The sequence below is a fragment of the Pseudomonas sp. TE36184 genome (genome assembly GCF_054060055.1).
In genome coordinates this window covers 2,830,236-2,842,783 of the sequence record NZ_JBSSCU010000001.1, presented here as the reverse complement: position 1 = coordinate 2,842,783, position 12,548 = coordinate 2,830,236, and the positions used below count along the sequence as shown (strand labels likewise).

At 60.0% G+C, this 12,548-nt stretch carries 11 protein-coding genes and 1 pseudogene; 9 read left to right on the top strand and 3 right to left on the bottom strand.

Annotated features, from left to right (window positions below):
* Nucleotides 1–78: 78 nt before the first annotated feature.
* Entirely contained in the window at nucleotides 79–516 is a 438-nt protein-coding gene (locus tag ACVWZP_RS12615; protein ID WP_201021990.1) for a universal stress protein, read from the bottom strand.
* A 105-nt stretch (nucleotides 517–621) separates the two neighbouring features.
* Between ACVWZP_RS12615 and ACVWZP_RS12610 the strand changes: the two genes are divergently transcribed.
* From ACVWZP_RS12610 to ACVWZP_RS12580, 7 genes are all read left to right on the top strand, one after another.
* The gene (locus ACVWZP_RS12610) at nucleotides 622–1,059 is read left to right on the top strand and encodes a hypothetical protein (protein ID WP_017848772.1); all 438 of its coding nucleotides are present in this window, start codon (nucleotides 622–624) and stop codon (nucleotides 1,057–1,059) included.
* A gap of 493 nt (nucleotides 1,060–1,552) precedes the next feature.
* Nucleotides 1,553–3,700: a fatty acid oxidation complex subunit alpha FadB gene (gene fadB / locus ACVWZP_RS12605; protein ID WP_457369825.1), complete on the top strand. Its 2,148-nt coding sequence runs from the start codon at nucleotides 1,553–1,555 to the stop codon at nucleotides 3,698–3,700.
* A 29-nt stretch (nucleotides 3,701–3,729) separates the two neighbouring features.
* Nucleotides 3,730–4,905, top strand: coding sequence for an acetyl-CoA C-acyltransferase FadA (gene fadA, locus ACVWZP_RS12600; protein WP_026140242.1), 1,176 nt, complete (start codon nucleotides 3,730–3,732; stop codon nucleotides 4,903–4,905).
* Between the two features lie 97 nt (nucleotides 4,906–5,002).
* Entirely contained in the window at nucleotides 5,003–5,239 is a 237-nt protein-coding gene (locus tag ACVWZP_RS12595) for a DUF1653 domain-containing protein (protein WP_010563748.1), read from the top strand.
* A 114-nt stretch (nucleotides 5,240–5,353) separates the two neighbouring features.
* A complete protein-coding gene (gene topA, locus ACVWZP_RS12590; RefSeq protein ID WP_457369824.1) occupies nucleotides 5,354–7,975 on the top strand; it encodes a type I DNA topoisomerase in 2,622 nt (873 codons plus the stop codon).
* A 190-nt stretch (nucleotides 7,976–8,165) separates the two neighbouring features.
* A complete protein-coding gene (locus tag ACVWZP_RS12585) occupies nucleotides 8,166–8,687 on the top strand; it encodes a DUF6586 family protein (RefSeq protein WP_017848776.1) in 522 nt (173 codons plus the stop codon).
* A gap of 198 nt (nucleotides 8,688–8,885) precedes the next feature.
* The gene (locus tag ACVWZP_RS12580; RefSeq protein WP_017254451.1) at nucleotides 8,886–9,119 is read left to right on the top strand and encodes a hypothetical protein; all 234 of its coding nucleotides are present in this window, start codon (nucleotides 8,886–8,888) and stop codon (nucleotides 9,117–9,119) included.
* A gap of 116 nt (nucleotides 9,120–9,235) precedes the next feature.
* On the opposite strand, the gene sulA is transcribed toward ACVWZP_RS12580, so the two are convergent.
* Entirely contained in the window at nucleotides 9,236–9,709 is a 474-nt protein-coding gene (gene sulA / locus ACVWZP_RS12575; protein WP_017848777.1) for an SOS-induced cell division inhibitor SulA, read from the bottom strand.
* A gap of 10 nt (nucleotides 9,710–9,719) precedes the next feature.
* Nucleotides 9,720–10,328, bottom strand: a complete 609-nt coding sequence (lexA, locus tag ACVWZP_RS12570) for a transcriptional repressor LexA (RefSeq protein ID WP_003172575.1) — start codon at nucleotides 10,326–10,328, stop codon at nucleotides 9,720–9,722.
* 263 nt (nucleotides 10,329–10,591) lie between these two features.
* Between lexA and ACVWZP_RS12565 the strand changes: the two genes are divergently transcribed.
* Nucleotides 10,592–11,299, top strand: a complete 708-nt coding sequence (locus ACVWZP_RS12565; RefSeq protein ID WP_046384321.1) for a TetR/AcrR family transcriptional regulator — start codon at nucleotides 10,592–10,594, stop codon at nucleotides 11,297–11,299.
* Nucleotides 11,300–11,442: 143 nt separating this feature from the next.
* A pseudogene (nagZ, locus tag ACVWZP_RS12560) lies at nucleotides 11,443–12,461 on the top strand (beta-N-acetylhexosaminidase).
* Nucleotides 12,462–12,548 lie beyond the last annotated feature (87 nt).

Sequence of the window (12,548 nt, the reverse complement as noted above, 5' to 3'; positions counted from 1 at the left end):
ACCGGGTTTTTTATATGAGCTGCAGTCCAACATATGGGAGGGAGCAAGCTCCCTCCCATATTTGGGTCTCGATCGGTCTTACGCGTTCTTTTTCAGCTTCACCGCCAGCACATCGCACGGTGCGCCGTGCAGGACGTCATTGGCTGTGGAGCCCAGCAGCAAGGCCAGGCCGTGACGGCCATGGCTGCCGACCACGATCAGGTCGCAGCCCTGTTCCTTGGCCAGGTGATGGATTTCCTGGCGTGGCTGACCATAGGTCAGGTGGCTCTGACCTTTTTTCAGGTTCGGGTACTTGGTGGTCAGGCGCTCAAGGCGTTCCTTGGCTTGATCGAATTGCTGCTGTTGCAGTTGTGACAGGTCCATCGGCACGTCGCCGCCAAAGGCCATGGCCATCGGTTCGACGATATGCACCAGGGACAGCTTGGCAGTGGTGCCAGCCAGATCCACGGCGCGTTTGATCACTGGATCGCACTCTTCGGTCAGGTCTACGGCGACCAGAATATGTTCGTATGACATGGGGCGTTCCTCCAGGGGACTGCAATAAGTTCAGTATGGCTGCTTTCAAGCGGATGGGGTTGCGTCAGGTCAAATCCGCTTATCTAAAAAATCGGGAGTACACATATGACGGTCTGGATAGTGGTGTCAATCCTTGCGGTGGTTTTGAGCCCCCTGGCATGGCTGCGCCCGTCGCGCCATCAGAGTGGGCGCATGGCCCTGCGCATGGAGGCGCGCCGCATGGGCCTGGCGATGCAACTGGCGCCCCAGGCGTGGCCGCACTGGCTCAAGCAGGAGCCGCCGAGCCCGTGCGCGCAATACCACCGGCCACGGCGCGGCAAGGTCCCTGCACTATGGAGTTATTGGCAGCTGGAGCCTGGCGTGTGGGTCAACCAGTGGCAGGAAGCCTGCGTGGACGAGCAATTGCTGGCGCATTTTGCGACGCTGCCGGCCAACGTCTACAAAGTCGAGGCAGACCGGCAAATGATCGCGTTGTGCTGGGGCGAGAAGGGTGAGGTGAGCGACCTGCAGGCCATTGATACGTTGCTCAAGGCCCTGGCCTGAACGTCGGGCAATAAAAAGCCCGACATCATCATCGGGCGGGGTTGGCCAGGCAGGCCGGTAAAGCTGTGTGTTTCACGCCGGGTATTCACCCAGGCGTTTTGACTATTCTGTAATGGCTGCCGCAAGCCTAGCCGGATATCCGGATCTGTACAGTCTTTTCCTACGCTGTGTTCATTATTGATTTGGTGAATAGTTGAATATTGGCGAAGCGTGGGCCAAGGGTTGGGGTTCTGAAATGACTGGAAAGTCGCGTTTTTCCTAGCGCTTTCGAGCGATTGACAATTGCCCGGAATTGGATGAAGGTGGCGTACCCAAATCAAACGGGCGTATGAATTGAGCGTTTGTCTGTCAGACGTCTCATACAGAATCCCGACTATCGCATTGGCGGGTGTGCCTGGCGCATTGGGGTGAGCATTGACGAAATCATCAATGTCCAACCAGAGGCCAGCGTCCGATGTGTACTGTTCAGCTTCCATATCGTGGAGATCAGTTGATGATTTACGAAGGTAAAGCCATCACGGTTAAGGCTCTTGAAAGTGGCATCGTCGAACTGAAATTCGACCTCAAGGGTGAGTCCGTCAACAAGTTCAACCGTCTAACCCTGAACGAACTGCGTCAGGCCGTAGACGCCATCAAAGCAGATGCTTCGGTCAAGGGCGTGATCGTCTCCAGCGGCAAGGACGTGTTTATCGTCGGCGCCGACATCACCGAATTCGTCGAGAGCTTCAAGCTGCCCGATGCCGAGCTGGTGGCTGGCAACCTCGAAGCCAACAAGATTTTCAGCGATTTCGAAGACCTCAACGTGCCGACCGTTGCCGCGATCAACGGCATCGCGCTGGGCGGCGGCCTGGAAATGTGCCTGGCCGCGGATTTCCGCGTCATGTCGGCCACTGCGAAAATCGGCCTGCCGGAAGTCAAGCTGGGCATCTACCCAGGTTTCGGCGGCACTGTGCGCCTGCCGCGCATCATCGGGGCCGACAACGCCATCGAGTGGATCGCCGCCGGCAAGGAAAACAAAGCTGAAGACGCGCTGAAAGTCGGTGCCGTCGATGCCGTGGTTGCCCCGGACAAACTGGCCGAAGCCGCGCTGAACCTGATCAAGGGCGCCATCAGCGGCGAATTTGATTACAAGGCCAAGCGTCAGCCGAAGCTGGAAAAACTCAAGCTCAACGCCATCGAACAAATGATGGCGTTCGAAACCGCCAAAGGTTTCGTGGCTGGCCAGGCCGGCCCGAACTACCCGGCGCCGGTTGAAGCGATCAAGACCATCCAGAAAGCCGCGAACTTCGGTCGCGACAAAGCCCTGGAAGTGGAAGCGGCAGGTTTCGTCAAACTGGCCAAGACCTCCGCTGCCCAGAGCCTGATCGGTCTGTTCCTGAACGATCAGGAACTGAAGAAAAAGGCCAAGGCCTACGATGAAGTCGCCAAGGATGTGAAACAGGCCGCCGTACTCGGTGCCGGTATCATGGGCGGCGGTATCGCCTATCAGTCGGCGTCCAAAGGCACGCCGATCCTGATGAAAGACATCAACGAACACGGCATCGAGCAAGGCCTGGCGGAAGCGGCCAAGCTGCTGGTGGGTCGGGTTGATAAAGGTCGCATGACCGCGGCGAAAATGGCTGAAGTGCTCAACGGCATTCGTCCTACGCTGTCCTACGGCGATTTCGGCCACGTCGACCTGGTGGTCGAAGCGGTTGTCGAAAACCCGAAGGTCAAGCAAGCGGTACTGGCGGAAGTGGAAGCCCAGGTCAAAGACGACACCATCCTGGCGTCCAACACCTCGACCATTTCCATCACGCTGCTGGCCAAGGCCCTCAAGCGTCCGGAAAACTTCGTCGGCATGCACTTCTTCAACCCGGTGCACATGATGCCGCTGGTGGAAGTGATCCGTGGTGAGAAGTCCAGCGAGCTGGCCGTCGCCACTACCGTTGCTTACGCCAAGAAAATGGGCAAGAACCCGATCGTGGTCAACGACTGCCCGGGCTTTTTGGTCAACCGCGTGCTGTTCCCGTACTTCGGCGGTTTCGCCAAGCTGGTCAGCGCCGGTGTGGACTTTGTGCGTATCGACAAGGTGATGGAAAAATTCGGCTGGCCGATGGGCCCGGCGTACCTGATGGACGTGGTCGGCATCGACACCGGCCACCACGGTCGCGACGTGATGGCTGAAGGCTTCCCGGACCGCATGAAAGACGACCGCTGCTCGGCGATCGACGCGCTCTACGAGGCCAAGCGCCTGGGCCAGAAGAACGGCAAGGGCTTCTACGCCTACGAGACCGACAAGAAGGGCAAGCAGAAGAAGGTTGCCGATCCGTCGGTCCACGAAGTGCTCGCGCCGGTCATCTATGAACAGCGTGAGGTGTCCGACGAGGACATCATCAACTGGATGATGATCGCCCTGTGCCTGGAAACCGTGCGTTGCCTGGAAGACGGCATCGTCGAAACCGCCGCCGAAGCCGACATGGGCCTGGTGTACGGTATTGGTTTCCCTCCATTCCGTGGCGGTGCACTGCGTTACATCGACTCGATCGGTGTGGCCGAGTTCGTTGCCCTGGCTGATCAATACGCTGATTTGGGCCCGCTGTACCACCCGACCGCGAAGCTGCGTGAGATGGCCAAGAACGGCCAGAGCTTCTTCGGTTAAGCGTCCCATACACTTGAGCGAGAATATTTATGAGCTTGAATCCAAGAGACGTCGTGATTGTCGACTTCGGTCGCACGCCGATGGGCCGCTCCAAGGGCGGCATGCACCGCAACACCCGCGCCGAAGACATGTCGGCGCACCTGATCAGCAAATTGCTGGAGCGTAACGTCAAGGTCGACCCGAACGAAGTCGAAGACGTGATCTGGGGCTGTGTCAACCAGACCCTGGAACAGGGCTGGAACATCGCCCGCATGGCCTCCTTGCTGACCCAGATCCCGCACACCGCGGCCGCCCAGACGGTCAGCCGCCTGTGTGGTTCGTCGATGAGCGCATTGCACACGGCTGCCCAGGCGATCATGACCGGCAACGGTGATGTATTCGTGGTCGGTGGCGTGGAGCACATGGGCCACGTCAGCATGATGCACGGTGTCGATCCCAACCCGCACATGTCGCTGCACGCGGCAAAAGCCTCGGGCATGATGGGCCTCACCGCGGAAATGCTCGGCAAGATGCACGGCATTACCCGCGAAGCCCAGGATGCGTTCGGCCTGCGTTCCCACCAGCTCGCCCACAAGGCGACCGTGGAAGGCAAGTTCAAGGATGAAATCATCCCGATGAACGGCTACGACGAGAACGGTTTCCTGAAACTGTTCGACTACGACGAAACCATTCGTCCGGATACCACCCTGGAAAGCCTGGCCGCCTTGAAACCGGCGTTCAATCCAAAGGGCGGCACCGTGACAGCCGGCACTTCGTCGCAAATCACCGACGGTGCCTCGTGCATGATCGTGATGTCGGCGCAGCGTGCCAAGGACCTGGGTATCCAGCCGATGGCGGTGATTCGTTCGATGGCCGTAGCGGGTGTGGACCCGGCGATCATGGGCTATGGTCCGGTACCGGCGACACAAAAAGCCTTGAAGCGCGCGGGCCTGACCGTCGCCGATATCGACTTCTTCGAGCTCAACGAAGCCTTCGCCGCACAGGCCCTGCCGGTGCTGAAAGATTTGAAAGTACTCGACAAGATGAACGAGAAGGTTAACCTGCACGGCGGCGCGATCGCCCTGGGCCACCCGTTCGGTTGCTCCGGCGCGCGAATCTCCGGCACTTTGCTCAATGTGATGAAGCAAAATGGCGGCAACCTCGGGGTTGCAACCATGTGCATTGGTCTCGGCCAAGGCATTTCCACCGTCTTCGAACGCCTTTAAGCGTTGGGTTGACGGAAGCCGGGGCCCAGTGCCCCGGTTTTTGTTTTTCGGTAGTTTTATTATTTTTTTTTAACAAATTTTGTAAGGTGGCCAGAGCATGAAAGTCGAACCAGGGCTCTACCAACATTATAAAGGTCCGCAGTACCGCGTTTTTAATGTGGCGCGGCACTCCGAGACCGAAGAAGAAGTGGTGTTCTACCAAGCACTGTATGGCGATTACGGCTTTTGGGTGCGCCCGTTGAGCATGTTCCTCGAGTCCGTCGAAGTTGACGGCGAACAGGTCCCACGCTTTGCTTTGGTGCAGGCCGAACCCAGTCTTTTTTCAGGGCAATAACGGCAGGCTGCGCAGAATGCTGCGCTTGACCTCACCCGGTTGCCACTATATATAGCGTTGCCGCGTCAGGCGCCAACTGCCTTTCACTTCTCGAATTCAGGAATTTTCCGATCCATGGGCAAATCGCTGGTCATTGTGGAATCCCCGGCTAAGGCCAAGACCATCAACAAGTACTTGGGCAACGAGTACGTGGTGAAGTCGAGTATCGGCCATATCCGAGACCTGCCCACCAGCGGTTCGGCTAGCGCCAGCAAGGAGCCTGCCGCCAAGCGCGGCAAGGCGGCTGCGGGCGAAGGTCCGGTGCTCACGCCTAAAGAGAAAGCGCGCAAGCAACTGGTCTCGCGCATGGGTGTGGACCCGGAACATGGCTGGAAGGCCAAGTACGAAATCCTTCCGGGCAAGGAAAAGGTCATCGAAGAGCTGCGCCGGCTCGCCAAAGATGCCGACACCATCTATCTCGCAACGGACTTGGACCGCGAAGGGGAAGCCATTGCCTGGCACCTGCGGGAAGCCATCGGCGGTGATGACAGCCGCTACAAGCGTGTGGTGTTCAACGAAATCACCAAGAAAGCCATCCAGGAAGCCTTCTCCAAGCCGGGCGAACTGGATATCGACCGCGTCAACGCCCAGCAGGCCCGTCGTTTCCTCGACCGTGTCGTGGGTTACATGGTCTCGCCACTGCTGTGGGCCAAGATTGCCCGTGGCCTGTCCGCTGGCCGTGTGCAATCGGTCGCGGTCAAGCTGGTGGTGGAGCGTGAGCGCGAGATTCGTGCGTTCAACCCTGAAGAATACTGGGAAGTCCACGCCGACCTCGGCACCGCCAGGGGCGCCAACGTGCGCTTTGAAGTGGCCCGTGAAAAAGGCGAGGCCTTCAAGCCGCTGAACGAAGCCCAGGCCATGGCCGCGCTGGAGAAGCTCAAGTCTTCCAGCTACAGCATCGTCAAGCGCGAAGACAAACCGACCAGCAGCAAGCCGTCGGCGCCGTTCATCACGTCCACCCTGCAACAGGCCGCGAGTAACCGCCTGGGCTTCGGCGTGAAGAAAACCATGATGATGGCCCAGCGTCTGTACGAAGCCGGCTACATCACCTATATGCGTACCGACTCCACCAACCTGTCGCAAGACGCAGTGGCGATGGCGCGCACGTATATTGAAAGCGAGTTCGGCAAGAAGTACCTGCCGGAGAAGCCGAACGTCTACAGCAGCAAAGAAGGCGCCCAGGAGGCTCACGAAGCGATTCGTCCTTCGGACGCCAACACCGAGCCGAGCAAGCTGAGCGGCATGGAACGTGACGCTGAGCGCCTCTATGAGCTGATCTGGCGCCAGTTCCTGGCCTGCCAGATGCTGCCGGCGCAATACCTGTCCACCACCGTCAGCGTGGGCGCAGGCGACTTCGAGCTGCGTGCCAAGGGCCGTATCCTCAAGTTCGACGGCTACACCCGCGTGATGCCGCAAATCGCCAAGCCAGGCGACGACGACGTACTGCCGGACATGGCCCAGGGCGACACGTTGAAGCTGATCAAGCTCGACCCGTCCCAGCACTTCACCAAGCCGCCGGCGCGTTATTCGGAAGCCAGCCTGGTGAAAGAAATGGAGAAACGCGGTATCGGTCGTCCTTCGACCTATGCGGCGATCATCTCCACGATCCAGGACCGTGGCTACGTGGCGCTGCACAACCGGCGTTTCTATTCGGAAAAAATGGGCGACATCGTCACCGAGCGTCTGTCCGAGAGTTTCTCCAACCTGATGGACTACGGCTTCACCGCCGGCATGGAAGAGAACCTCGATGACGTGGCCCAGGGCGAGCGCGACTGGAAGAGCGTGCTCGACGAGTTCTACGGCGACTTCAAGAAAAAACTCGAAGTGGCCGAAAGCCCGGACAGCGGCATGCGTGCCAACCAGCCGGTGATGACCGACATCCCGTGCCTGACCTGCGGCCGGCCGATGCAGATTCGTACCGCGTCCACTGGCGTGTTCCTCGGTTGCTCGGGCTACAGCCTGCCGCCGAAAGAGCGCTGCAAGGCCACCGTCAACCTGGTGCCGGGCGATGAAATCGCCGCCGACGACGAGGGTGAATCCGAATCGCTGGTGCTGCGTGGCAAGCACCGTTGCCCGATCTGCAGCACGGCGATGGATGCCTACCTGTTGGACGAGAAGCACAAGTTGCACATCTGCGGTAACAACCCGGATTGCGACGGCTACGAGATCGAAGAGGGCAGCTACCGCATCAAGGGCTACGAAGGCCCGAGCCTGGAATGCGACAAGTGCGGCAGCGAGATGCAACTCAAGACCGGCCGTTTCGGCAAGTTCTTCGGTTGCACCAACCCGACGTGCAAGAACACCCGCAAACTGCTGAAAAGCGGTGACGCGGCGCCGCCGAAGATGGACCCGGTGAAGATGCCCGAACTCAAGTGCGAGAAGGTCAACGACACCTATATCCTGCGTGATGGCGCTTCGGGGCTGTTCCTGGCTGCCAGCCAGTTCCCGAAAAACCGCGAGACCCGTGCGCCGCTGGTGCTCGAGATCGTGCCGCACAAGGATGAGATCGATCCGAAGTACCACTTCCTGTGCGAAGCGCCGAAGAAGGACCCGGACGGTCGCCCGGCCGTGATCCGCTACAGCCGCAAGACCAAGGAACAGTACGTGCAGTCCGAAGTGGACGGTAAGCCGACCGGTTGGAAGGCGTTCTACGACGGTGGCAAGTGGAAGGTCGAGGACAAGCGCCAGGGCGCTTGATCGGTTAATCTGATAACGCTAAAAGCCGTCTGCATAGACGGCTTTTGCTTGCTGTAGGAGCGAGCTTGCTCGCGAAGGTCGCTAACGATTACACGAAAAACCTGATGCCCCACGGCGCCCCCAGGTTTTTCGCGAGCAAGCTCGCTCTTACATACCAGCATTACGCCTATTCGTTGTGGAGATTGCCGTCATGGCCAACGAACTCTATACCCGTACCAACCAGAAAATTTACTTCGCGGGTTTATCCCTGGAAGCCCTTGGCCGTGCCGAGGAAGGGAAGGAGATGAACGCCATCGCGCTGGTCCAGGCGGGGCGTGAGGCGGCCCTGTTCCACCTGTACGGCGCCTTGCTGGGGCTGTGTCATGAAATCGCCGGGTTCTACCGTTTGCCCCAGGCCGGTTCGCCGCGTGCGGAAATGATCATGAATCGCGAAGTGCTGGACGCCATGGCGATCCCTGAACTCGCCGAATTGGTGGAAATGGCGCAAAGCCCCGACAGTTGGGTGGCACGCCTGCTCAAAGCGCATGCCGATATGTTCCAGCCGCCACGTGTTCCCCATGTGCCCAAGGGCGATGTGACACAGCCGTTGATCGTGGCGCTGTCGCTGGAAGAGGATGAACCGAAGCCGTTGAGCCGCGAAGAGCTCGAAGGTTGGCGCCAGGAGCTGAAAAACATGGCGCTGCGGTTTCGCGAAGGTTTGAACGAGTGCTGAGACACGCTCGTTGAGCCGGTGATCATTGCGAGCTGACAGCCAAGGCACCTGCGCAGATGGGTGCCAATCAAAATTGTGGCAGTGGGCTTGCTTTCACTAAGCACCATTCATCCAGCCGTAAAGAAACCTCGCCAGATCCACTGCGAGGCCCGGCAGATGACTGATATAATCCCGGCCTTTCGTGGAGAACAGACTTTTATGCCAACGTCCTTTCTGGAAATTGTTGAATTGCCTGACGGCCGAATCGAGCTGCGCCGGGCTGAGGACGAGGGTTCTCTGGTTATCTTGGACTTTTCCGAAGACGCCAAGGCGTTCCTGCAAGGCCAGCACGTGGAAGTGGCAAAAGCCATGTTGAGCGTTGGCGTACAGATGGCAGGCCGCCTGGCAGAAGGCGAACCGGAGAAAGAAGACGGTCCACGGGTTCTGCACTGAGTGTGGCGTGGGAGCTTGCTCCCGCTGGGGCGCTAAGCGGCCCTGAACATGCGATTGCTGCACCGTCCAATGGGAGCAAGCTCCCTTGCCACAGGGTTAGCCTGCGGCACCTCGAATTACCCCAAACGAATATTCAAGCTCTGCGCATCGCCGGTACGTGCGGCGCTGATCAACTGTTGCTTGGCGTTGGCATTCAGCGGGTTCAACCAGCTCACCACTGTATGGCTGCGGCCCAGGCGCAGGGCTTCGCAGGTCAACTGCTGGGCACTTTGCGCGCCGCGTGGTTGCAGCAACAGGATGCGTTCGCGGTTGAGACCGGCGTCCCGCAGCCAAGCCTGGGTCAGGCTGGCGGGTGGGGCGATCAGCGTCAACCAGCGTGCATCCTGTTCCTCGCTTAGTTCGCGCAGGATCGGCGCCAGCAGGCTCAGGCAGCTCCCGGCCGCACCGCGCAACGACAGTTCACTGAACGCCTCAGGCTCGGCGCACCAGGGCGCCTCGACCGTTTCCTTGAGGATGGGCGCAAGGGGTTGGGCCATGAAGGCCTCGAACAGCGACAGTTGTGTGTGTTGTGGGGTGTGCACGAGCTGCATGATGCCTCCTTTAGCGGCGAATGACGCCGACGCTCAGGCCTTCGATCACCAGGTCCTGGTCTTTCAGGTTGACTTCGATCGGGGCGAACTCAGGGTTCTCGGCCAGGAGCCAGACCTTGCTGCCTTCGCGCTTGAAGCGTTTGACGGTGACTTCATCGCCGATGCGGGCGACGACGATCTGGCCGTTACGGGCTTCACGAGTGGTGTGGACAGCCAGCAGGTCACCGTCGAAAATGCCCACGTCCTTCATGCTCATGCCATGCACCCGCAACAGGTAGTCGGCGCGAGGATGGAAGAAGGTCGGGTTGATGTTGCAGGATTCCTCGACGTGCTGTTGCGCCAGGATCGGCGCGCCGGCAGCGACGCGGCCGATGATCGGCAGGGTCGATTCGTCGGCCTTGGCTTCGAAACCGGGGATGCGAATGCCCCGCGAAGCGCCCGGGGTCATCTCGATCGCGCCTTTGCGAGCGAGGGCCTTGAGGTGTTCTTCGGCGGCGTTGGGGGATTTGAACCCCAGTTCCAGCGCAATTTCCGCGCGCGTCGGCGGGTAGCCGTTGTCGTCGAGGCAGCGCTTGATAAAAGCCAGAATCTCAGCTTGGCGTGGCGTCAGTTTTAGCATGTTGATCGCTCTGTCTTTTTATACAGTGACTGGGATTATATACAGTGGACTGCGCTTGGCAATCATCCTTTTTTGCGCGTCCGCTGGACGGTCATTCGTCAGCCCTCCTACAACGCAAAGACAGCGCTGCCTACAGAGTTGAAAGGATGTGATTAAATAGCGTTCAAATAGATGACTGCCTGGCCGGAAAGCGAACCCACAGGCTTGACAAGACACAAGCTGAAACGTATGTTTCAAACAAGTGTTTGTCAGGCGGAGTAGCCATGGCCCAGTCGGAAACCGTTGAACGCATTCTCGATGCTGCCGAGCAATTGTTCGCGGAAAAAGGATTTGCTGAAACCTCATTGCGGCTGATCACCAGCAAGGCCGGGGTCAACCTCGCCGCCGTGAACTACCATTTCGGCTCGAAAAAAGCCCTGATCCAGGCGGTGTTCTCGCGTTTCCTGGGGCCGTTCTGCGCCAGTCTCGACCGTGAGCTCGAACGCCGCCAGGCCAAGGCCGACCATAAGCCAAGCCTGGAAGAACTGCTGGAAATCCTCGTTGAGCAAGCGCTGGTGGTGCAGCCACGCAGCGGCAACGACCTGTCGATCTTCATGCGCCTGTTGGGCCTGGCGTTCAGCCAGAGCCAGGGCCACCTGCGCCGCTACCTGGAAGACATGTACGGCAAGGTGTTCCGCCGCTATATGTTGCTGGTCAACGAAGCCGCCCCGCGCATCCCGCCGATCGAATTGTTCTGGCGCGTACACTTCATGCTCGGCGCTGCGGCATTCAGCATGTCCGGGATCAAGGCCTTGCGGGCGATTGCCGAGACCGACTTTGGCGTCAACACCTCCATCGAGCAGGTGATGCGCCTGATGGTGCCGTTCCTCGCTGCCGGCATGCGCGCCGAAACCGGCGTGACCGACCAGACCATGGCTGCCGCGCAATTGCGTCCGCGCAGCAAATCGACGCCAATCCCCGCGAAGGTTTGACCGCCCCGGGTGTGCGCGGCCGCCAGCATCCGCTAAGCTAGCCGCCCATGCCGAATTCAGCTATTTACTCGCAACCCATTGTTCTTGCCGCGCCCGCCGCGCCGCGAGGGCAATGGGTTGTGTGCGTTATTTAAGGAAGGTTTATGACTGCTGCCCTGCAAGGTTCTTTGATGGTCGACGTTGCCGGTACCTGGCTGACGGCCGAGGATCGCCACCTGTTGCGCCAGCCTGAGGTGGGCGGCCTGATCATTTTTGCGCGCAATATCGAGCATCCGCGCCAGGTGCGGGAATTGAGCGCGGCGATTCGTGCCGTGCGCCCGGACCTGCTGCTGGCGGTCGACCAGGAGGGCGGTCGCGTGCAGCGCCTGCGCCAGGGTTTTGTGCGCCTGCCGGCCATGCGCGCGCTGGCGGATCACCCTAACGCCGAATACCTCGCCGAACAGTGTGGCTGGATCATGGCCACTGAAGTCCTGGCCGTCGGCCTGGACCTGAGTTTCGCCCCCGTGCTGGACCTGGACTACCAGCGCAGCGCCGTGGTCGGCAGCCGTTCCTTCGAGGGCAACCCCGAGCGCGCCGCGGTGCTGCGGTGCTTGCCGGGGCGTTTATCCGCGGCATGAACAGCGCCGGCATGGCCGCCACCGGCAAGCACTTCCCGGGGCACGGGTGGGCTGAAGCCGATTCCCACGTTGCGATTCCCAATGACGAACGCAGCCTGGAACAGATTCGCGCCAATGACCTGGTACCTTTCGCACGCCTGAGCCGGCAATTGGCGGCGGTGATGCCAGCCCACGTCATTTACCCGCAAGTCGACGCCCAGCCGGCCGGTTTCTCGCGCCGCTGGTTGCAGGACATCCTGCGCGGCGAATTGCAATTTGACGGGGTGATTTTCAGCGACGACCTGTCCATGGCTGGTGCCCACGTGGTTGGGGATGCGGCCAGCCGAATTGAAGCCGCACTGACGGCGGGGTGCGACATGGGCCTGGTGTGCAACGATCGGGCGGCTGCCGAACTGGCGCTGAGCGCGGCCCAGCGGATGAAGGTCACGCCATCGGCGCGGATCGCACGGATGCGTGGGCAGGCGGTTGCGTCGACGGAGTATAAGCAAGACCCGCGTTGGCTGGTGGCGCTCGGCGCGTTGCGGGATGCGCAGTTGATCGATTGAAACGGCGGCGCGCCTATCGCGGGCAAGCCCGCTCCTACACTTGATTGTGTACATTCTGTCGAAGTGCGGTTGAATGTGGCGATGCGC